General features: G+C 34.8%; 20 protein-coding genes. 14 read left to right on the plus strand and 6 right to left on the minus strand.

Annotation, left to right across the window (positions count from 1 at the left end; translation table 11 throughout):
• Window positions 1-104 precede the first annotated feature (104 nt).
• Both J0383_RS06820 and J0383_RS06825 read right to left on the minus strand, forming a co-directional pair.
• The gene (locus tag J0383_RS06820; RefSeq protein WP_207297669.1) at window positions 105-1,706 is read right to left on the minus strand and encodes an ATP-dependent DNA ligase; all 1,602 of its coding nucleotides are present in this window, start codon (window positions 1,704-1,706) and stop codon (window positions 105-107) included.
• Window positions 1,707-1,887: 181 nt separating this feature from the next.
• Window positions 1,888-2,943: a ligase-associated DNA damage response exonuclease gene (locus tag J0383_RS06825; RefSeq protein WP_207297670.1), complete on the minus strand. Its 1,056-nt coding sequence runs from the start codon at window positions 2,941-2,943 to the stop codon at window positions 1,888-1,890.
• Window positions 2,944-3,135: 192 nt separating this feature from the next.
• On the opposite strand from J0383_RS06825, the gene pruA reads away from it, so the two are divergent.
• On the plus strand, window positions 3,136-4,761 hold the full coding sequence (gene pruA, locus J0383_RS06830; RefSeq protein ID WP_207297671.1) for an L-glutamate gamma-semialdehyde dehydrogenase: 1,626 nt from the start codon (window positions 3,136-3,138) through the stop codon (window positions 4,759-4,761).
• 247 nt (window positions 4,762-5,008) lie between these two features.
• On the plus strand, window positions 5,009-5,740 hold the full coding sequence (locus tag J0383_RS06835) for a hypothetical protein (RefSeq protein ID WP_207297672.1): 732 nt from the start codon (window positions 5,009-5,011) through the stop codon (window positions 5,738-5,740).
• A 71-nt stretch (window positions 5,741-5,811) separates the two neighbouring features.
• Here the strand turns inward: J0383_RS06835 and rsmG are convergent, their stop codons facing one another.
• The gene (rsmG, locus tag J0383_RS06840) at window positions 5,812-6,441 is read right to left on the minus strand and encodes a 16S rRNA (guanine(527)-N(7))-methyltransferase RsmG (protein WP_207297673.1); all 630 of its coding nucleotides are present in this window, start codon (window positions 6,439-6,441) and stop codon (window positions 5,812-5,814) included.
• A gap of 107 nt (window positions 6,442-6,548) precedes the next feature.
• On the opposite strand from rsmG, the gene J0383_RS06845 reads away from it, so the two are divergent.
• Complete coding sequence (locus tag J0383_RS06845) at window positions 6,549-7,646, plus strand: fatty acid desaturase family protein (RefSeq protein WP_207297674.1); 1,098 nt, start codon at window positions 6,549-6,551, stop codon at window positions 7,644-7,646.
• A 76-nt stretch (window positions 7,647-7,722) separates the two neighbouring features.
• Entirely contained in the window at window positions 7,723-8,913 is a 1,191-nt protein-coding gene (locus tag J0383_RS06850; RefSeq protein ID WP_207297675.1) for a pyridoxal phosphate-dependent aminotransferase, read from the plus strand.
• A 56-nt stretch (window positions 8,914-8,969) separates the two neighbouring features.
• Here the strand turns inward: J0383_RS06850 and J0383_RS06855 are convergent, their stop codons facing one another.
• Window positions 8,970-10,022: a serine hydrolase domain-containing protein gene (locus J0383_RS06855; RefSeq protein WP_207297676.1), complete on the minus strand. Its 1,053-nt coding sequence runs from the start codon at window positions 10,020-10,022 to the stop codon at window positions 8,970-8,972.
• A 201-nt stretch (window positions 10,023-10,223) separates the two neighbouring features.
• Between J0383_RS06855 and J0383_RS06860 the strand changes: the two genes are divergently transcribed.
• The 7 genes from J0383_RS06860 (at window position 10,224) to J0383_RS06890 (ending at window position 16,403) form a co-directional block, all read left to right on the plus strand.
• Entirely contained in the window at window positions 10,224-10,679 is a 456-nt protein-coding gene (locus tag J0383_RS06860; RefSeq protein ID WP_207297677.1) for a ferritin-like domain-containing protein, read from the plus strand.
• A gap of 125 nt (window positions 10,680-10,804) precedes the next feature.
• A complete protein-coding gene (locus J0383_RS06865; protein ID WP_207297678.1) occupies window positions 10,805-11,392 on the plus strand; it encodes a hypothetical protein in 588 nt (195 codons plus the stop codon).
• Window positions 11,393-11,403: 11 nt separating this feature from the next.
• The gene (locus tag J0383_RS06870) at window positions 11,404-11,886 is read left to right on the plus strand and encodes a hypothetical protein (protein ID WP_207297679.1); all 483 of its coding nucleotides are present in this window, start codon (window positions 11,404-11,406) and stop codon (window positions 11,884-11,886) included.
• Between the two features lie 178 nt (window positions 11,887-12,064).
• The gene (locus J0383_RS06875; protein WP_207297680.1) at window positions 12,065-13,933 is read left to right on the plus strand and encodes a peptidase U32 family protein; all 1,869 of its coding nucleotides are present in this window, start codon (window positions 12,065-12,067) and stop codon (window positions 13,931-13,933) included.
• Window positions 13,934-14,159: 226 nt separating this feature from the next.
• Window positions 14,160-15,320, plus strand: coding sequence for a formate-dependent phosphoribosylglycinamide formyltransferase (gene purT / locus J0383_RS06880; RefSeq protein WP_207297681.1), 1,161 nt, complete (start codon window positions 14,160-14,162; stop codon window positions 15,318-15,320).
• Window positions 15,321-15,507: 187 nt separating this feature from the next.
• Window positions 15,508-15,828: a DUF6370 family protein gene (locus J0383_RS06885; protein WP_207297682.1), complete on the plus strand. Its 321-nt coding sequence runs from the start codon at window positions 15,508-15,510 to the stop codon at window positions 15,826-15,828.
• Complete coding sequence (locus tag J0383_RS06890; RefSeq protein WP_207297683.1) at window positions 15,828-16,403, plus strand: Crp/Fnr family transcriptional regulator; 576 nt, start codon at window positions 15,828-15,830, stop codon at window positions 16,401-16,403. Before J0383_RS06885 ends, J0383_RS06890 begins: the two co-directional genes overlap by 1 nt.
• 80 nt (window positions 16,404-16,483) lie before the next feature.
• Here the strand turns inward: J0383_RS06890 and aceA are convergent, their stop codons facing one another.
• Both aceA and aceB read right to left on the minus strand, forming a co-directional pair.
• Window positions 16,484-17,764 carry an isocitrate lyase gene (aceA, locus tag J0383_RS06895; protein WP_207297684.1) on the minus strand — a complete coding sequence of 427 codons (1,281 nt, stop codon included), beginning with the start codon at window positions 17,762-17,764 and terminating at the stop codon, window positions 16,484-16,486.
• A gap of 345 nt (window positions 17,765-18,109) precedes the next feature.
• Window positions 18,110-19,711 (minus strand): malate synthase A, encoded by a 1,602-nt coding sequence (gene aceB, locus J0383_RS06900; protein ID WP_207297685.1) that lies wholly within the window; start codon window positions 19,709-19,711, stop codon window positions 18,110-18,112.
• A 211-nt stretch (window positions 19,712-19,922) separates the two neighbouring features.
• Between aceB and J0383_RS06905 the strand changes: the two genes are divergently transcribed.
• From J0383_RS06905 to J0383_RS06915, 3 genes are all read left to right on the plus strand, one after another.
• Window positions 19,923-21,404 (plus strand): helix-turn-helix domain-containing protein, encoded by a 1,482-nt coding sequence (locus tag J0383_RS06905; RefSeq protein WP_207297686.1) that lies wholly within the window; start codon window positions 19,923-19,925, stop codon window positions 21,402-21,404.
• Between the two features lie 6 nt (window positions 21,405-21,410).
• Window positions 21,411-21,764, plus strand: coding sequence for a hypothetical protein (locus J0383_RS06910; RefSeq protein ID WP_207297687.1), 354 nt, complete (start codon window positions 21,411-21,413; stop codon window positions 21,762-21,764).
• A 310-nt stretch (window positions 21,765-22,074) separates the two neighbouring features.
• On the plus strand, window positions 22,075-22,791 hold the full coding sequence (locus tag J0383_RS06915) for a pirin family protein (protein ID WP_207297688.1): 717 nt from the start codon (window positions 22,075-22,077) through the stop codon (window positions 22,789-22,791).
• The last annotated feature ends 60 nt before the right edge of the window (window positions 22,792-22,851 follow it).

Here is a 22,851-nt window from a genome sequence, read left to right on the forward strand (position 1 = left end):
TAAAGGCGCTTCACTTTCATCAATACGCATAGCTATGTGTGGAAACTTGTTTCTTTTATATTCTTTTACAAACATTTTAGTCTATGTTTCTATGTGTTTAAAAATTACGAAATCATATTTTTTAAATCTTCAATAGAATTGGCGTCTTCTATTTTCTTGTCGTGTCGCCATCTTAAAATCCTTGGAAATCGTGTTGCTACACCGCTTTTGTGTCTTTTAGAAAGTGAAATTCCTTCGAAACCAATTTCAAAAACCAATTGAGGCGTTACACTTCGAACGGGACCAAAACGCTCTAAAGTATTCTTTTTAATGAAATCATCAACACGTCGAAATTCAGCATCGGTTAAACCGGAATACGCTTTTGCGAAAGTTACGAGTTCTTTTTCACCGTTTTCATTTGTCTGCCAGAGTGCAAAAGTATAATCGGTAAAGAGGTTTGATCTTCGTCCGTGTCCGCGCATGGCATAGGTTAAAACGGCATCTATGGTTAAAGGTTCTATTTTCCATTTCCACCAATCACCTTTTTTTCTCCCCACCTGATACGGCGATGTATTTCGTTTTAGCATCAAACCTTCGCTTCTCATTTCTCGGGCACGCATTCTCTCATTGGTAACATCTTCCCAAGTTTTTAACGAAACTCTTTCGGATAACCTAAATGGCGTATTTAAATCTTTAATATCATCATATAAATTTTCCAGTAAAGCTCTTCTTTCGCTGTAAGCCAGATTTCGAACATCTTGACCTTCCCATTCTAAAATATCGTATGCTTTTAAAATAACCGGCACTTTTTCGAGCAGATTGGCCGAAATGGTTTTGCGTCCAATTCTAGCTTGAAGATCATTAAATGTACCTATTTGATTGGATGGAAAAGCTAATATTTCGGCATCAATTACGGTTCCGTTTGGTATCAATCCAATGAAAGCCTGAAATTCTGGATATTTATCGGTTACCAGCTCCTCGCCTCTTGACCAGACATAAATTTCATTGTCGCGAATAATAGTTTGCGAACGAATGCCGTCCCATTTATGTTCTATTGACCAATCTTCTGGACTCCCTAAATCTTCAATTTCTCCTTCAATGGGATAAGCGAGATAAAACGGATAAGGTTTTGAGAGATAATCTGAACTTTTTTCATCCAAAATCAATTCCTGAAAAGTGATTGTATTAGGATTCCAGTTTCCCATTAATTTATAAGCCAAAGCATCTTCATCTACATCTTCTGCTTTTGATAAAGCTCGTGTCATTAATTTTTGGCTTACGCCGATTCTGAAACTTCCGGTTATTAGTTTCGTAAAAACAAAACGTTCATAATAATTCAGAGCTTTCCAGTTTTCATGCAGATATTCTTTTTTCTCCGAATCGGGCTTCTTTTTCAAAGCGATTATTTCCTGTAAAAATTCGGTTAAACTTTTGTCAGAATGTTCGTTTGTAGTGGGAATTATCAATGCGATAGTTTCGGCCAAATCGCCTACAATATGATAACTTTCTTCAAACAGCCACAACGGAATATTCGCTAATTCGTTTGCCCAAAGACGCAGCAAAGTGGTATTAACAGGTCGTGCCGGACGACGATGCGAAAGAATCGCAATGGTCCAGACTTTATCCTCAGGCGATGCATTTTTAAAATACATCGTAAGGGCATCGACTTTTACATTCGTCTTATTGGAGCTGTCCAGCGTTTTTATGAGTTGGGCAAAGTTTTTCATTTTTACATCCTATCGTTGAGCATAATTAGTAAACCCATAGAATCATTGGTTTTCTTTGTCGTTAAAGGCATTTCATTTATTTAAAAAAACATAGCTATGTGTGAAAACTAGTTTTTTTCTTTACCTTCTTTTGATTTCAATTTTAACCTATGTTTCTAAGTGTTTAATTTTTTCGTAATTATTATTTTTCTGAAATAATCGAAGTCTGGACTTGATCTATTTCTACTTCTTTTTCATCTTTTTCCATTTCTGCACTTTCGCCTTCATATTGCGTTTTCTCGGTTCTGGCATCGTAACCTAATTCTCTTAAATATTTAGCAAAAATATCCGTATAACCATGTGTACAGATTACCTTTTCGGCACCGGTTGCTTTTATACTTCCTAATAAAGAATGCCAGTCGCAGTGATCACTTAATACGAAACCTTTATCAATAGCTCTTCTTCTTCTTGCTCCGCGAAAGGCCATCCATCCGCTGGCTGCTCCAGTCACAAAAGGTGTCATTTTTCTAATCCAGATACTTCCGTGTGCGCTTGGCGGCGCCAAAACTATATTTCCTAAAAGAGCTTCTCGTTTGGTTTCTCTTGTTATTAATTCGGTTGGAGGAAAATAAACCATTGGCCGTAAAACATTCGTCATATTTTCGATGGCACCGTGAGTGTAGATTTTGCCAATATCGGTATCAAGATATTTTAAAAGTCTTTGTGCTTTTCCTAAAGAATAACCAAATAGAATTGAAGTTCTGCCTTCGGCTTTATTTTCTGCCCACCAATTATTAATTTCCGAAATTACTTCGGCCTGTGGTGTCCAATTGAAAGCCGGAAGACCAAAAGTACATTCGGTTATAAAAGTGTGGCATTTTATGCTTTCGTAAGGGGTAGAAATTCCATCATCTTCGGTTTTGTAATCGCCTGTAAAAACCCAGACTTCGCCTTTATGTTCTACCCTGATCTGAGAACTTCCAATAATATGTCCGGCAGGATGAAGCGAAAATTTTACATTATTGATTACAAAGGTTTCGCCCCATTCTTTTCCCGTCACATTTATTTCCCCCAATCGATGGCGGATAATAGGAATATTGGTATGATGTGTAATGTAATTTTGATGTCCCCAGCGAGCATGATCTGAATGTCCGTGTGTAATAATGGCATTTTTTACAGGTCTCCACGGATCAAGATAAACATCGGCCTGCTGGCAGTAAATACCTTTGTCGTTAAAAGCTAAAAGCGGTATTTTCATAGTAATCAAATTAAGACATTCTTTTTAGAAGTAACTCAAATTTAAAGCTTTATAAAATGAGTTATTTTACAACTTCACTAGATTAGTTTATTAAATTACAACTTTTTAATATTGTATTGTGATATAATCAAATTATCATTTGTACTTTTGTAAAAAATTAAACAATTCGTAAATTTTAAAATAATTTATCCCATGTTAAAAGGATTCTTTCATGTACCAAAAGCGGTAAACGAGCCTGTAAAAAGCTACGCACCGAACTCACCAGAAAAAGCAGCTGTTCAGGCAGCGTACACCACAATGTGGAATTCTCAAATTGACGTTCCTTTATATATTGGAAGCGAAGAAATCAGAACTGGAAACACAAAAAACATTACAGCTCCTCATGATCACCAGCACGTAGTTGGAAAATATCATTTAGCTGAAAAAAAACATATTGAAAGCGCCATTGCCAACGCTCTTGAAGCAAGAAAAGCATGGGCAAACATGGCATGGGAACAACGTGCTGCTATTTTCTTAAAAGCTGCTGAACTTATTGCTGGACCATACAGAGCTCGTATTAACGCTGCTACTATGATTGGCCAGTCTAAAAATATTCACCAAGCAGAAATCGATTCTTCTTGCGAGTTAATCGACTTCTTACGTTACAATGTTGAGTTTATGACTCAAATCTACAACGATCAGCCAAAATCAGATTCTACTGTTTGGAACCGTGTAGAGTACAGACCATTAGAAGGTTTTGTTTATGCAATTACTCCATTCAACTTTACTGCTATTGCTGCAAATCTTCCTGCAAGTGCCGCTATGATGGGTAACGTTGTGGTTTGGAAACCAAGTGACAGCCAAGTATTTTCTGCAAAAATTATTGTAGACGTTTTCAAAGAAGCTGGAGTTCCAGACGGAGTTATTAATGTAGTTTTCGGAGATGCTTTAATGATTACTGATACTGTTTTAGCCAGCCGTGATTTTGCTGGGATTCACTTTACAGGATCAACTCACGTATTTAAAGATATCTGGGCTAAAATTGGTGCAAACATCAACAACTATAAAACATATCCAAGAATCGTTGGTGAAACTGGAGGTAAAGATTTTATCATTGCTCATCCAAGTGCAAATGTAAAACAAGTAGTTACTGGAATTACTCGTGGAGCATTTGAATTCCAAGGGCAAAAATGTTCTGCAGCTTCTAGAGCTTATATTCCTCAAAGTTTATGGCCAGCTGTAAAAGAGCAGTTAATTGCTGATGTAAAATCTATGAAAATGGGTTCTCCAGAAGATTTTGGAAACTTTATTACGGCAGTTATCCACGAAGGTTCTTTTGACAAATTAGCCAGCTACATTGACCAAGCTAAAAAAGATGCCGATGCAGAAATCATCGTTGGAGGAAATTACGATAAATCTGTTGGATACTTTATTGAGCCAACGGTTATTGTAACTACAAATCCAAAATATACTACAATGGAAACTGAGTTGTTTGGACCAGTTATCACACTTTACGTTTACGAAGATGCTAAATGGGAAGAAACTCTTGAATTAGTTGATACTACTTCTGAGTATGCTTTAACAGGAGCAGTTTTCAGCCAAGATCGTTATGCAATTGAAGTGGCTACCACTAAATTACAAAATGCGGCTGGTAACTTCTATATTAATGACAAACCAACTGGAGCTGTTGTAGGAATGCAGCCATTTGGTGGAGCTAGAGCTTCTGGAACTAACGATAAAGCTGGTTCGGCATTGAACTTATTACGCTGGGCTTCTCCAAGAACTATTAAAGAAACTTTTGTAACGCCAGAAGATTACAGATACCCTTTCTTAGGATAATCTTTTGACTATCAAATATAAAAACCCCGACTCTTTACTGATTCGGGGTTTTGTTTTTATTACAAATTAGTTCGTACAAGTTTATTTTGTAATACTTTTCTTATTATATTGAAATTCAGCGTTTTAAAGCAACGAAAAAACTTATTTTATTATTTTTAAAACGTTTAGCTCCTATTTTAGAAAAACCCTCACCATACTTTTGTCTCATTATTAATACCGCTTTTAAAATAAATTAAAAAAAGAAAATATGAGAAATTTAAACAATGTTCCGAAGGTGATTTTAGAATCAAAAAGTATTGGTCATCCTATAAATTTTAAATGGACAAAAAAGAAAATTGATGAATTACTGGATCCGCTTGAAGGTAATGAAGATTTTGAAAATACTTTAATGCAGATTAATCATAAAGCTTCGGTAGGATTAGCTGCTGCTCTGCTTGAATGGATCTACTGGCGTTTTACAGGTTATACGCAACATTTTTTAGATACACAAAAACGTATTGAAGCGCTTTGGTGTTCTATTAATAACCGCGAACAAACACTTCCGTTATTATTTGATACTGATCTTGATTTACCAGCTACAGGTTCTGTAAACGGTGCCTTATGGATTGCTTTAATGAATGTTAGAATGATTGATGTTCGTTATAGAAAAGGATCTTACTTTTTACAGACTGAACTTATTGGACTTATATTATTAGCACGTCATATTACTCCAAAAAAGAAAAAATTTGACATTTGGTTTAATGAAGTTTTAACGAAATTAATTCTTCAATATCCTTGTCAATATAGAGCGCAAGATTTGGATGAAACCGATGAAGCTGTTTATGATTCATCACATGAGCCAGCAATTTCACGTGAATTCTTCTTTGATGCGGAATTTGTATGCTCAGCAGAAGCTTCTGAAACTGCACTTCATAATTTTATAGACAACCTAGATCTTAAAGCAAATCCGTTTTTAAATTTTTCTAGAAAAGCATCTTAATTTTAATTTGATTCTACACAAAAACAACCCGTTTAGAGTTTTCTAAACGGGTTGTTTCTTTTATATAGAATTTAAGGTTTAAATTTTAAAGGAAGATGAACCACTTTTTTAGTTTCGAAAAATTCATCTTCAAAAAAATCTGCCAGATCATATAAAGTGGCATTTGGAAAATCTTTTAATTCTTCGGCTAAATCCCCTCCTTTTAAATACAGAATTCCATTTTTTAAAAGATGTTTGTGCTGTTTTTTGATTTTATCTTTAATCCAGGAAACAAAATCCGGCATATTCGTAACGGCACGGCTCACAATAAAATCGAAGTCGCCTTTTACTAATTCTGCACGTTTTTGTTCTGCTTTTACATTCTTTAATTCTAATGCATCAACAACGCCTTGAACTACTTTTATTTTTTTGGCGATAACATCAATTAAATAAAAACGTGTTTCAGGAAAAAGAATCGCTAACGGAATTCCTGGAAAACCTCCGCCGGTTCCAACATCTAAAACGGTTGCTCCAGGTTCGAATTTCATAACCTTGGCAATTCCTAATGAATGCAAAATATGTTTAGTATATAATGAATCAATGTCTTTACGTGAAATCACATTAATTTTCTCGTTCCAATCGTGGTATAAAAAGTCTAATTTTTGAAATTGTTCAATTTGAAGTTCGGTCAAATTGGGAAAATATTTCAATATCTCATCCATTGCTCTAAATTTTTAACAAAAGTACTACTTTACGATTGAAATATTTAACTCAATTTTGCAAATTGAAAATTTATAATAATTACCTTTGAAAACTATTTAAAATAATTATGAATAACTCTGCTCCAACTTTTGCAAGGCAAGACAATTTGAAGTTCTTTAGAACGCTTAACTCTCGAGTAAACAATTATTTCAAAGAAAATAATATTAAAAAAACCGGAAATTGGAAACTACATTTAAAAGCTGTTATTCTATTTGCTGTTTTTTTAACACCCTACTTTTTAATCCTTACGCTTAACATGCCTTTCTGGCTTATGTTATTATTATCCATCGTAATGGGCGTTGGAATGGCCGGTGTTGGAATGAACGTAATGCACGATGGTAATCATGGTTCTTATTCGACTAAAAGCTGGATTAATAAATTTATGGGCGGAACTATTTATGTTTTGGCCGGAAATGTTTACAACTGGCAGGTACAACACAATGTGCTTCATCATACTTATACTAATATTCCAGGTCACGACGAGGACTTAGATGCAGGAAGGATTATTCGTTTTACAGAACATGCTGAATGGCATCGTTTTCACCGTTTTCAACATTATTATTCTGTTTTCTTATACGGTTTATTGACATTTAACTGGGCATTAACTACCGATTTTAAGCAGATGAGAAACTACTTAAAAAGAAGATTATCGTATGGAGAACCAAAAAGTCCTAAAATTCTTTGGACAACTTTGATCATCACCAAAATGATTTATGTTTCAATTTGGATTGTTTTACCAATGGTAATTGGAATAACATGGTGGAAAGTTCTTATTGGATTTTTTGCAATGCATTACACTGCAGGGTTAATTCTAAGCATTGTATTTCAATTAGCACACGTTGTAGATCATACAACCAATCCAACTCCAAATGATTTGGGCGAAATGGACAATACTTGGGCCATTCACCAATTGTATACTACAACTAATTTTGCTCCTAAAAACGCCATCGTAAATTGGTATACAGGCGGATTAAACCATCAAATCGAACATCATATTTTTCCAAATATAAGTCATATTCATTATGGTAAAATTGCAAAAATTGTAAAGGAAACTGCAAAAGAATGCAACTTACCATATTACGAATACAAAACTATGCGAAGTGCCGTTATTGCACACTTTAAGCATTTACGTGAATTGGGAATGAAACCAAAATTAGCAGTTTAGAAACTAAAAAAAATCTATTAATAATTAACCTTCCTTAATCAACACAGCAAATTTAAGGACAATCAAAATTTTTATAATGAACCATATTCTTTCGGACAGAATCAACAATCTTGCTACTTCGCAAACATTAGCAATGGCAGCTTTGGCACGCGAATTAAAAGCACAAGGAAAAGACATTATCAGTTTAAGTCTAGGTGAACCTGATTTCAATACACCTGATTTTATTAAAGAAGCTGCTAAAAAAGCAATCGACGATAATTACAGTACCTATTCTCCAGTAGAAGGATACTTAGATCTAAGAGAGGCAATCTGTCGAAAATTTAAAAGAGACAATGATTTAGATTACAAACCATCTCAAATCGTAGTGTCTACAGGAGCAAAACAATCTTTATACAACATTGCGCAGGTAATGTTAAATGATGGCGATGAGGTTATTTTACCTGCACCGTACTGGGTATCTTATTTCGAAATTGTAAAACTTTCTGGCGGAGTTCCTGTTGAAGTTCCAACTTCTGTAGATACAGATTTTAAAATCACTCCAAAACAATTAGAGGCGGCGATTACTCCAAAAACAAAAATGATGTGGTTCTCTTCTCCTTGTAATCCTTCTGGATCTGTTTATAGCAGAGAAGAATTAACAGCTTTGGCTAAAGTGTTGGAAAAACATCCAAATATTTATGTTGTTGCCGACGAAATTTATGAGCACATCAATTTCTCAGGAACTTTCTGCAGTATCGGTTCAATCCCAGGAATGTTAGAAAAAACAATTACTGTAAATGGAGTTGCAAAAGCATTTGCAATGACAGGATACAGAATTGGATATATTGGAGCACCAGAATTTATCGCAAAAGCGTGTACAAAAATTCAAGGTCAAGTAACTTCAGGTGCAAATTCTGTTGCACAAAGAGCTACAATCACAGCTGTAGATGCAGATCCAAGCGTACTTAACGAAATGGTTCAGGCTTTCCACGGACGCAGAGATTTAGTAGTTGGATTATTAAAAGAAATTCCAGGCGTAAAAATCAACGTTCCAGAAGGTGCATTTTATGTATTCCCAGATGTTTCTTCTTTCTTCGGAAAAACTTTAAAAGGACACGAAATTAAAGATGCAAACGATGTTTCGATGTATCTTTTAGCAGAAGCAAACGTAGCTACAGTAACCGGAGACGCTTTTGGAAATCCAAACTGTATTCGTTTCTCTTACGCAACAAGCAACGATATTTTAAAAGAAGCTTTACGCAGAATCAAAGAAGCTTTGACTGCATAAAACCATATAATAAAAATTGTAAAAGGGGTGTTTTCTTTCGAAGCACCCTTTTTTATTTAATCTATTAAAAGAGCTGCAATGTCTTTAGTTATAGATGTGGGTGAGTTGCAATCGCAATTACTTAATCCAATTACATAAATCTGCTGAGAAGGTTCGTAAACTCCCATCGACTTAAAACCGAAAATACTGCCACCGTGATCATGCACCAATTTATCTTTAATTTTTTCAATATGCCATCCATAACCGTAATCTATTTGCTGTCCGTTATTTAATGAATAATTAATGAAGGCTTTTTCAGTAAAAGAAGCGCTTAGCAATTTATGATTACTTATCGCATACTGCCATTTCAGCATATCGTCAACATTAGACATTATCGAGCCCGAAGCATACGGAATAGAAAAACTAATATAATTGGTATTTACATAATTACCTTTCCCGCGATATCCTGAAACTCTATTCTTAACGATTTTCTCATGACTGGCATAAGATGTATTCTGCATACCGGCTTTTTGAAAAATATGCTGGGAAATAAATTCTTCATAAGACTGGCCTGAGATTTTTTCAATAATATATCCCAAAAGCACATAACCAGAATTGCAATATTTGTATTGTTCCCCAGGCTTAAAATCCATGGGTTCGTTCTTAAAAAAGTCGACTAGTTCTTTTGGAGATAAATCTTCTCTGGCAATATTCTTAATAGATTTCATACTAGTAAAATCTTTAATTCCCGAAGTATGCGTAAGCAGATGATGTATCGTAATCACATTTCCCTGCATTGGATAATCTGGAATAAATTTCGTGATCTGATCATCAAGTTTAAGCTTTCCCTGTTCTGCTAATATTAAAATAGAAACTGCTGTAAACTGTTTGGTCATCGATCCTATTTCAAAAATAAATTCGGGTTCCATCTTTACATTCATCTCTAAATCTGCCATTCCAAAAGCTTTTTTGTAAACAACTTTTCCTTTTTTAACAGCAAGAAACACAGCGCCAGGATTTTCAGCTTTAAACGAAGCAGGAATTAAACTGTCTATTTTCGTTTCTAAATTTTGAGCAAATCCAGTCTGAAAAATTAAAAGAAGAATTAAAAATTTGAAAATTGTTTTCATATAGTATGTGATTAATGATTGATTAACACTTTGACGACACAATCCTTATTATGGTTACAAGTTAATTATGAATGAAATTTTCTTTAAACTTTCAAAATTCCCATTTGGAAATATTATAAAAATCAGAATATAATCCTGTAAGACAGAACATCTTATAAGTTGCCATCTTTGTATTATACAAATTCCAAAAAATTATATGTCATGATACATACAGATGAAACTACAAAAGAAACAGTTAAAACTTTAGAAGGATTAATTTCAATTCTTGAAGATGGAAAACTAGGATATACAGATGCTGCTCAACATGTAGAAAATCCGGCTATGAAAACTGATTTTCTTGAATACGCACGCGAAAGAGATTTATTTATTGTAGAATTACAAGATCAGATCAATAAATTAGGAAAATCGACCGATAATTCAGGCGGAGGTCCATTAGGAGCTTTACACCGTACTTGGATTGATATCAAATCAGCTTTTACCGGAGGTGATGCAGAAGCTATTATAAATGCTTGTATTACAGGCGAAGAAGCTGCGATTGAAAAATACAAAAAAGCACTTGAAGAAAACCATTTAGAACAAGATCAGGTATATATTGTTTCTAAACAACTAAATAGTATTCAAAATACTTTATCGCAAATAAAAATGAGAGCAAACTAATCGATTGGTTCATGCTTTTTTTTGAAACTGCTCGGTCTTCGGATCGGGTGGTTTTTTTGTTTTTAATTACTATTAATTCTTACATTCGCTCCCAATTAAATCTAACAACCAAATCCATAACTAATATGAAATTAACTTTAAATCATTTTTTTATTCTTTTTATAATTCTCTTTTCAAGCCAAACACAATCCCAAACAACAGGCAATTCTATAAAAGCCTCTATAGGTTTCGCATCAAGCGCTTCTTATTACATCGAAAATTATGGAAGTCAAGAAGAAGTTGACGTTATGGGAGGCGGACTCTATCTACAAGGCGAATATATTATAGGATCAAAATCATGGTTTAGCGTAAGACCATATGCTGGTGCAATTTTTACCTCTGTTGATAAAAATCAAAATATTCAAAATCAACCTCAATACAAAGTAACCACTAATGCTTTTTTATTGGGAGGGAAAGTACGTTTTTGTGCCCCAATTCCTTGGGTGGCACCATTTATCGAAGGTGGAATTGGAACTTCAATAGGTAAATTTGAAACGTTTACACCCAATGTTAATTTTAATAAAAGTGATGTTTTATTGCATATTCCATTTAGTATTGGATTAGCTGTGGGCAGGCATAATAATTTCGAAATTGGTATTTCTGGCTATTTTCATCCAGCTGCAAAACAGTCAAATGCGGTTTTTGCTTTGGGATACACTTTCCCACTTGATTGATATAAAGAATCATGAAATCAAAATTTAAACTTAGAACCCTACTAATTCCTTTTTTGATCGTAATGTTTACATTTATTTCTATTTTTATCTTGATTAAAAGTTTACCGATAAAAATAGAGGAGCTACGATGGATTGATATTTATATGGCATTATTGGTCGTTTTTACTTGGATTTGGCTTGTATTTGGTGAATTCAGGACTAAGGTAATAGAGGTTTCATTGAACAATACTGAGATTGAAAAGAAAAATTATTTAGGACTTAAGCAAAAGTATAAGTATAAAGATTTTGATGGTTACCAAACTTCAATTTTAACATCAAAAGGGCAAAGTTTTGAATACTTATATCTAATCAAAAACAACCAAAAAATCGTAAAAATTTCTGAATACTATCACAAAAATTACTATGATTTAAAAAATGAAATTTCGATAGATTTAAAAAATTTAGGCGAAATAAAACTCAGTTATTTTGATGAACTAAAAGAAATTTTCAGGTAGATCATTTCTATTCTTTCATTATTTCAAATGATTTTTTTTAAACATTTATATTTTAGCATCATTCCATATAAAGTTAACAATTTCAAAAAAATCGCTTCATCTCTAGCAAACTCAAATAATTTATTAGACCTTTGCACACTTTTTTTCGTGAATACCACAAAAGGCTAAAGTTTTAGAAATGAAGAAGAAAATAGAAATATTAGCTCCAGCAAGAGATTTAATCGGCGGAATGGCAGCTATTAACAGCGGTGCCGATGCTGTATATATTGGTGCACCTCAATTTGGAGCACGTTCTAATGCGCACAACTCTATTGAAGATGTTGCCGCATTAGTAAAATATGCACATTTATTTAATGCTCAAGTTTTTGTGGTAATGAATACCATTTTATACGACAACGAATTAGAAACGTGCCGTGCCATGATTTGGGAATTATACGATATTGGTGTAGATGCCTTGATTATTCAAGATATGGCGATTATGGAAATGGACTTGCCTCCTATCGTACTTCACGCCAGCACACAAGCCAATAATCGTGACGCAGACAAAATCAAATTCTTGAAAGATGCCGGAATCAAACGTGTGGTTTTAGCGCGTGAACTAAACTTGCATCAAATTAAAACAATCTACGATCACGCTGATGTTGAACTAGAATTCTTCGTAACTGGTGCACTTTGTGTATCCTTCAGCGGAAACTGTTATATGAGTGTGGCAAACGGAGAACGTAGCGCTAACCGTGGTTCTTGCGCTCAAAACTGCCGTTTACCTTATAACTTAATCGACGGAAACGGAGATACTTTAATCAGAAACAGTCACTTGCTTTCGATTAAAGATTTAGACGTTTCAGATCAAATTCCGAATTTAATTGAAGCTGGAATTGTTTCTTTCAAAATCGAAGGCCGACTAAAAGATGTAGCGTACGTTAAAAACAACGTTTCTTACTTACGCCAAAAATTAGATAGTTTTTTAGAAGGAAGTGATAAATACATCAAAGCTTCTTCTGGAAAATGCACTTATACTTTTGATTCTTCTTTAAACAGAACTTTCAACCGTGGTTATACCGATTATTTCGTAAACGAAAGACACGCTAGTATTGGTTCTTGGGAAAGTCCAAAATCAAAAGGTCAATATATTGGTAAATTAATCCGAACTATCGGAGATGCTTACGAAATCGAAAACGGAGAATTATTAAATAACGGTGACGGACTTTGTTTCATCAACGAAAACAACGAAGCCGACGGAATTTACGTTAACAAAGCCGAAAACGGAAAAGTGTATCCAAACGTTTTAAAAGAAATCAAAGAAGGGACTTTCATTTATCGTAATAACGATACTGCTTTCATCAAAATTGTTGAAAGAGAAGACAGTGCGATCCGTAAAATCGGAACGACTTTATTGCTTACCGAAAACGAAAATGGTTTCGAATTAATCGCAACCGACGAAGACGGAAACGTAAGCACTGTAAAATTAGAGCACGCAAAAGAACCTACTAAAACTGGCGAATCAATAGAAGAAAATATTAAAGTTCAATTGGCAAAAACGGGTTTCACACCTTACAGCGCCGATGAAATCAATGTAATGTTTTCTCAAAACTGGTTCCTTCCTATTTCAAAAATCAACGAAATGAGAAGAAATGTCTTCGAGCAATTATCAGAAATTCGTTTGGCAAATTACAAACGTGAAGAACACCAATTGGTAAAAACGTCACATCCTTATCCAGAAACTAAACTGGATTTCATGTACAACGTTTCGAACAAAACGGCTCGTAAATTCTACGAACGCCACGGTGTTACCGAAATCGAAAAAGCATTCGAATTACAATGGGATCCAGGAAAATCTCGTGTAATGACCACAAAATATTGCATCAAATACGAATTAAAAAAATGTCCGATACACCAAAAAGATATTGTCGGTGTTAAGGTAAAAGAACCTTTGGTTTTAAAACAGGGGGAGTTAGAATACAAATTAAAATTCAACTGCAAACCCTGCGAAATGGAAATCTGGGAAAAAGATGCTGAATTTGAGATTGAAGAAGATCAATTCCATTAATTTTATTTTAACCGCAAAGAGCGCAAAGAATTACGCAAAGTTCGCAAAGATTAATTTTAAAATCTTTGCGAACTTTTTTCTTTTACTTAAAAACAAAACTTAGCGCTCTTAGCGTAATTCTTTGCGAACTTTGCGGTTAAATTAATCTGCAAAATCAAGAGACAAACTTTGCGGTTAAAAGAAGCTTTTTCTTTACTTTTACTACTCAACAATACACTACTCCAAAATGAAAATATTACTCCTAGGTTCAGGCGAATTAGGCAAAGAATTTGTCATCGCTGCACAACGAATCGGACAAACTATAATCGCAGTTGACAGTTACGAAAATGCACCAGCCATGCAAGTTGCACACAGTTTTGAGGTTATTAATATGCTTGACGGCGAAGCACTTGACCGAATCGTAGCCAAACATAAACCCGATTTCATTGTTCCCGAAATAGAAGCCATTCGCACCGAACGTTTTTACGATTACGAAAAGCAAGGCATTACCGTTGTCCCTTCTGCGAAAGCGGCCAACTTTACCATGAACCGTAAAGCAATCCGCGATTTAGCAGCAAAAGAGCTCGGATTAAGAACTGCAAAATACCAATACGCAACATCAGCACAGGAGCTTCAAAAAGCTGTTCAGGAAGTGGGAATTCCATGTGTGGTAAAGCCCTTAATGTCTTCTTCTGGAAAAGGGCAATCGACAATTAAATCTGAAGGTGATATTAAAAAAGCTTGGCAATACGCCGTTGCAGGCTCACGTGGTGATGTTATCGAAGTAATTGTAGAAGCTTTTGTAGACTTCCATTCAGAAATTACACTTTTAACAATTACTCAAAATAATAACCCAACATTATTCTGCGCTCCAATTGGCCACCGACAAGAAAGAGGCGATTATCAGGAAAGTTGGCAGCCTGCTTTGGTTTCAGAAAAAGACCTGTACGAAGCTCAGGATATGGCCGAAAAAATTACTGAAGCGCTTGGCGGTGCGGGACTTTTTGGCGTGGAGTTTTTCCTGACTAATGAAGGCGTTTATTTTTCTGAACTTTCACCACGTCCACATGATACTGGAATGGTAACTTTAGCAGGAACACAGAATTTCAACGAATTTGAATTGCATTTACGAGCGATTTTAAGCCTTCCAATTTTCGAAATCACTTTAGAAAAAACTGGAGCTAGCGCTGTAATTTTAGCATCAGAAGATTCGACAAATCCAACTTTTACTGGAATCGAAAAAGTAGCTGCTTTACCTAAAACCGATTTCAGGATTTTTGGAAAACCAACTTCAAGACCTTACCGAAGAATGGGAGTCGTTTTAAGTCACGATACGCTTTCTACTCCAATAAATGAAGTAACAGAACGTGCTAAAGAAACCGCAAAATTAATAACTGTAAATTCGTAGAATTAAATTAAAATTTTTCTTTAACACATAGATTTTAATTCTAATAAAAAAAGAGAAAAGAAAAAACAAGTTTTCACACATAGTTATATGCATTAAAACAAGTGAAAAGCCTTTATTTATAAAGCATAACTATGATTCTATGTGTTTAAAATAGTGCACACAACAGATTAATTATAAATTCTTAACCATGAAAAATATAATATTAGCGACTTTCCTTTTTATTGGAATCGCTGTACAAGCGCAAAACAAAAAGAAATTTGACAAACCAACAGTAGTTGAAGCTTCATGCGGAGAATGCCAATTCGGAATGAAAGGCAAAAGCTGTGATTTGGCTGTGCGTATTGATGGAAAAAGCTATTTTGTTGACGGAACAACGATTCACGATCACGGAGATGCTCACGCCGAAAAAGGTTTTTGCAATGCCATCAGCAAAGCCTTGGTTACAGGAGAAATTGTAAACAACAGATTCAAAGCAACATCATTCACTTTAATCGACGATAAAAAATAATGGCATTAATTCTTGAAAATATTGCCAAACACGTTTCTCTGACTCCAGAAGAACAGGCACTTTTTTTATCTAAAGTAGAAACAAATACATACAAAGCCAAAACGCTTTTGTTAAATGCGGGCGAAGTTTGCACGCACTCTTATTTTGTAAATTCAGGTATTTTAAGAAGTTTCAATATCAACGATAATATTGTCGAACATGTTCTTTCATTTGCCTGCGAAGGCTGGTGGATGAGCGATATGTACAGTTATTTTTCGCAGAAACCAGGACAGCTTTTTATTGAGGTTTTAGAAGAAGCAGAAGTAGTTTCATTATCCAAAGAAAATCAAGAGCAATTGTATCTCGAGATTCCGAAATTGGAACGTTTTTTCAGGATTTTAATTGAGAATTCATTAGTTGCAAATCAGCAGCGATTAATGGACAACTTAAGCTTACCTGCCGAAGAACGTTTTGAAAAATTCACTAAAAAATACGGAACATTAGTTCATAAAGTCCCCCAAAAACAAATCGCTTCTTTCATTGGCGTAACACCTGAATTTTTCAGCAAAATGAAAGCAAGACTTTTAAAAAAATAAAGTTTTCCGCCACAAATTCACGAATTATTTTTTGACAATCTTTGAAAATAAAAATTTGTGAATTCGTGGCGGAAAAAAAATTAAAATTGCTCAACCTCAGTAGAATGTTTCATTGCAGTTATGGATGATCTTCCTATCATAACCGTGTTTTGAACCGCATCAAAATAAGAAGTTCCCACAAAAGCTTGATGTTTTACAGCTCTGAATCCGTTTTTCTGTAAAGCGAATTCTCTTTCCTGCAATTCAGAATAGCCCGCCATTCCGCGTTCTTTGTAGGCTTTAGACAATTCGAACATACTTGTATTCAAAGCATGGAATCCTGCCAAAGTAATGAATTGGAAACTATATCCCATTGCCGCCAAATCTTCTCTAAATGTCTCCATTTCGGCAACAGATAATTTCGCTGCCCAATTGAAAGAAGGAGAACAATTGTACGCCAGCATTTTATCTGGAAACTCTTTTTTCATGGCTTTTGCAAATTTTCTAGCATACTCTAAATCAGGATTACTGGTTTCCATCCAAATCAAATCGGCATACGGAGCGTAGCTCAAACCTCTAGCGATTCCCTGATCGATTCCGTTGTTTACATAAAAGAAACCTTCGCTAGTTTTTTCTCCTGTTAAAAATTTGCGATCTCTCGGATCTGCGTCACTAGTCAGCAAATTAGCCGCATCAGCATCTGTTCGGGCTACAATTAAGGTTGAAACTCCCATAACATCTGAGGCTAAACGCGCCGCAATTAGTTTGTTAATCGCTTCTTGTGTCGGAACCAAAACTTTTCCGCCCAAATGCCCACATTTTTTAGCAGAACTTAATTGATCTTCAAAATGAACTCCTGAAGCTCCGGCTTCAATCATAGATTTCATTAATTCGAAAGCATTTAAGTTTCCTCCAAAACCTGCTTCGGCGTCAGCCACAATCGGCACTAAATAATCTTTTTTATCTTCAATATTATTTACAGTCTGAATTTGATCGGCACGTAATAAAGCATTGTTGATCTTTTTTACCACCATCGGAACGCTATTTACAGGATAAAGCGATTGGTCTGGATACATTTCGCCAGCCAGATTTGCATCAGCAGCAACCTGCCATCCACTCAAATAAATTGCTTCTAAACCAGCATCCACTTCCTGAATCGCCTGATTTCCTGTTAAAGCTCCCAAACCCGCTACATAATCCTGACTTTTTAACTTTCTCCATAATTTCTCAGCTCCCATTTTTGCAATAGAATGCTCAATTTTATACGATCCCTGAAGCGTCACTACTTCACTCGCAGTGTAAGGACGCTCCACTCCTTTCCATCTCGGGTTCGTAATCCAATCGTTAATCAATTCTTGAATTCTGTCTTCTGTTGTTTTCATAAATAGTATAGTTAAGTGGTTTGTTAGTAAGTTTTCAGTCGCAGTTTTTAGTGTTCAGTTTCTTCCTGAAACTTGAAATACTGCGCGTTAAGTTTTAACACATAGAATCATAGTTCTGCTTTGTGGTTAAAAGCGTTTCACTTGTTTCAATTCACATAGCTATGTGTGAAAACTAGTTTTTTCTTTTTCCTTTTTACTAGACCTAAATCCTATGTTTCTATGTGTTTAAAAATTAATTTCATCTGCTTGATCTGCAACCCGAGCGAGAGCGAACAGGCGAAGCTAATCTGCGAGAGAAAAGTTTTAGCTCGCAGATTACGCAGATTGAGCGGATTTTTATTTTAGTTATAAATATTTATAACACGGAATCGTTAAGAAATCAACGAAATCTGGATTTACAACTAGTCTTTCCAAAACTTTTTCGGCTAATGGAAATTGCTGTTCTTCGTATTTTTCTTCGCCTAATTCTATTTTGATTTTTTGGAATTCATCCAAAGTCAATTCGTGATAATACGCCAAATCTAATTTTCGTCCATTATCCAAAATCACTTTATTTTGAAGCCACTGCCACAATTGCGATCTTGAAATTTCGGCGGTTGCCGCATCTTCCATTAAATTATGCAAAGCGGCAGCACCTTGTCCGTTCAGCCATGAAGCCAGATATAGAACGGCAACATTGATGTTTTTTCGAACACCATTTTCAGTAATCAGTCCAATTGGCGGTTCAATTAAATCTTCTTCTTTTATTTTGCGATTTTCTCTTTTAATATGAATCTGATTGGCACTCGGCATTCCTTCATCAAAAACGGCTTTTGCCAGCGGAACCAAATCTGGATGCGCTACCCAAGTTCCATCGTGGCCATTTCGAACTTCACGTTCTTTATCGGTTTTTACTTTCGCGAAAGCGATCGCATTGGCTTCATCATTATTTCGAATTGGAATTTGCGCTGCCATTCCGCCGATTGCATGAATTCCGCGTTTATGACATCTCTGAATTACCAGATTTGAATATGCATTCATAAAAGGTGAAGTCATATTTACCTGATCGCGGTCTGGAACGATGAATTTTGGATTTTTTCGAAACTTTTTAATGTAAGAGAAAATATAATCCCAACGTCCGCAGTTTAAGCCAACGATATGTTCTTTCAATTCGTAAATGATTTCATCCAATTGAAAACTTGCTGTAATCGTTTCAATTAAAACCGTCACTTTTATCGTTCCTCTTTTCAGTTTCAAATAATCTTCTGTAAAATCAATTACGCTGTTCCACCATCTTGCTTCCAGATAATGTTCCAATTTCGGAATGTAGAAATACGGTCCAGAATTGTTTTCTAAAAGTCTTTTGTGATTGTGGAAAACATACAAACCAAAATCTACCAATGATCCCGAAACTTCATTTCCTTCAATCAAAACATGTTTTTCAGGAAGATGTAAACCTCTCGGACGTACAATTAATGTTGCAACTTTTTGATTTAAATGATACGATTTCTGCTTCGCCAAATCGGTATACGTAATAGTTTTGTTCACTGCATCGATTAAATTCACTTGTCCGTCCATCAGGTTTTTCCAGGTTGGAGAAGTGCTGTCTTCAAAATCGGCCATAAAAGTCTTCGCACCCGAATTCAAAGCGTTGATAATCATTTTGCGATCAATTGGTCCAGTAATTTCGACTCTTCTGTCTAATAAATCTTTAGGAATTTCTCCAGCTGTCCAATTACTTTCTCTGATGCTTTTTGTCTCTGGAGTAAAAACCGGAATGACGCCTTGATCAAAAGCAACTTGTTTTTGCTCTCTTTGCAAAAGCAATAATTTTCTTTGCGAATCGAATTTTTTGTGCAATTCGATGATAAACGCAGTCGCTTCTTCTGTCCAGATTTTCGGATAAGCAAGCTTTTTGTCGGCTAGAAATTCTATAGCCATTTCAGTAATCTCTAATTGGTTTTTCATAGCTGCAGATTTTAATTTTTATTGGATTAAAAAGTTATTCTTCTCAATCGTTTTTCATTTTATCAAAACCAATAAATCATAACTAACTCATAATTAATTCGTTTCGACAGTACAATGTTATAAAAAAGTTTTTTACAAAACAAGCGAACGTTCGCTAATTTTTAAAAATATTTATTTTGCGATTGTTTTTAGAATTTCTATATTTGACATTATGGATATCGAAAAAGATTATATAAAGCTGATTTTTGGGTTAAAAATGAAACAAGTTCGCACGCAAAAAAACTTGTCTCTTTTTGGTTTGGCCAAACTGACCAATCTTTCAAAATCATATTTAAACGAAATTGAAAAGGGAAAAAAATATCCCAAAGCAGATAAAATTTTGCTTTTATGCAAACATTTGGATGTCACGTATGACCAAATGGTGTCTTTAAAACTCGATAATAACCTCGCTCCAATTGGTGAAATTTTAAAATCAGGTATCTTAAAAGAAATTCCACTGGAGCTTTTCGGAATTCAAGAAGCGGATTTAATTGATATTATTGCCAATGCTCCGGCAAAAGTCAATGCCTTTATCAGTACAATTATTGAAATTGCACAGCATTATAATTTAAGCCGAGAAAGTTTTTTCCTCGCTGCGTTGCGTTCGTATCAGGAAGCACACAGCAATTATTTTGAAGATTTAGAAGATAAGGTAATCGCTTTTTCGAAATCATTTCAGATTAATCTGGATTCGAAAATCAGCGTTGAAGAACTCGAAGCGATTTTAAAAGAAGAATACGAATACACCATAAAAGAAATTGCATTTACAGATCAAGAAGCTTTGGGAGATTTACGTTCGATTTATGTTCCAAAAAGCAAAACTTTATTGCTTTCAACGGAATTAGATGATCCGCAGAAAGCATTTATTTTAGCCAAAGAAATAGCGTACAATTATCTACAGATTTCAGATCGCCTGCTGACTTTCAGCTGGATTAAATTTGAAAATTTCGATCAGGTCTTGAATAATTTTTATGCTTCTTATTTTGCTGGCGCTTTATTATTGCCAAGAAAATTGGTTGTCAATAAAATCAATGCTTTTTTGGAAAACGAAAATCCAAAACCAGAAGAATTTGTGGCTTTGATTGAGAGTTTTCAAGTTTCGCCTGAATCTTTTTATCAGCGATTGACCAATTTATTGCCGAAAGATTTTCAGCTGAAAAATCTTTTCTTCCTAAGATTATCGCACAGAATTGGTTCTGATGTTTATCAAATCAACAAGGAATTACATATTACGCATCAGCAGGAACCACACGCCAATGAGACGAACGAACATTATTGCAGAAGATGGGTTTCGGTAAAAACGATTGACGAAGCGATCAAACAAAATAAACCTCATTTTTTTGATGCACAGATTTCGAGTTATGCGAATAGCGGCAACGAATATTTGGTTTTTTCATCGGCTACAAAAGATCCTTTTGCTGAGAATTATATCCGAAGTATTTCGGTTGGAATCTTAATTAATCCGACAATGAAAAAGAAATTTAAATTCATTGACGGAAAACCTTTGGTAAAACGAATTGTAGGTGTAACTTGCGAAACCTGCGCGGTACAAGATTGTTTAGAAAGAGCTGCTCCGCCGATTGTTTTGGAGAAGAAGAAACGTAATGAGAATACAGATGCCGTGGTACAGCAGTTTATGAATCAATATAGTTAGAATAACATGAAATTTTTCACTTTATTAATAGCACTGATTTCTATTAATTTTAATCAGAAAGCGGACAAACTTAATGGACGTTATAATTATTTAATAGAAGACGAAAATCAATATATCCAAAAAGATAAAATTACTTTTAAGGATAGTGTTTTTATTTTTGACAACAAGTTTATGCCGAAAGGAAAAATTTCTTATGGAAATACCATAGTATTAGATAACTTCATAAATACTGATTTGGTTATAACCATTTCAAAAGATCAAATTCAAAAGGATACTATTGAATTTGATATGCATGATAGGAATGATACTGATTACCTAAATATAGTAACTGGAAAAGGACGATTGATTAAGATAAAATAGTTTATTACGCTCAATATCGTCATTCGCAGAGCGAGAACGAATGGCAAAGCAATCTACATTAGAAACTCGACAAAAATTGGCGATTCCCTTTACCTAGGATGGATTTAAATCCGTCCCTGCAATATCTTTTGTCCCTCCAAAACGTTTGAAACAACCTTTGAACCTTTGTCTCTCTGCACCTTTGCTTCTAAAACCTTAGTCCCTTAGAACCTAAAAAACTCAGCACCTTAAAGAACTTAACCTAGATTAAGTGCTTTTCCTTTACCATGACCGTATCTTTGTACTATAAAAATAACAAAAGGACAAAATCATGGAAAATATAGTATTGCACAAAGCAGACACAAGAGGAAATGCAAATCACGGATGGTTAAACGCTTATCACAGCTTTAGTTTTGCGAGCTGGTACAATCCAGATAGAATTCAGTTTGGGGCGCTTCGCGTTTTGAACGATGATACCATTGCTGCCGGAATGGGTTTTGGAACACACCCTCATGATAATATGGAAATTATTACGATTCCGCTTGAAGGAGATTTGGCTCACAAAGACAGCATGGGAAATACTGAAGTAATCAAAAATGGTGACATTCAGGTCATGAGTGCAGGAACTGGAATTCAGCATAGCGAGTTTAATCCGAATGCTGATCAGCAGACTAAATTATTACAGATTTGGTTGTTTCCAAACAAAAGAAACGTTACGCCACGTTATCAGCAGATTACTTTAAATGTTGCTGATAGACATAATAAATTATCTCAGGTTTTATCTCCAAATGCAGATGATGAAGGTGTTTGGATTCACCAAGATGCTTGGTTCAATATGGGAAATTTTGATGCTGGAATTTCTACAGAATATAAAATCAAAAAAGAAGGAAACGGAGTTTACGCTTTCATTTTAAAAGGAAATGTAACCATCAACGGTCAGGAATTAAATTCTCGTGACGCGGTTGGAATTTCAGGAACTGATACTTTAAATATTAAAGCCAATACAGATGCCGAATTTTTATTGATGGACATTCCGATGAATTATTAATTCAAACAAAAAACAAATAACACATGTACCTTGAAACGATAACAAATCTAAAAATCAGAT

The sequence above is a fragment of the Flavobacterium endoglycinae genome (assembly GCF_017352115.1).
GTDB classification, from domain to species: Bacteria; Bacteroidota; Bacteroidia; order Flavobacteriales; family Flavobacteriaceae; genus Flavobacterium; species Flavobacterium endoglycinae.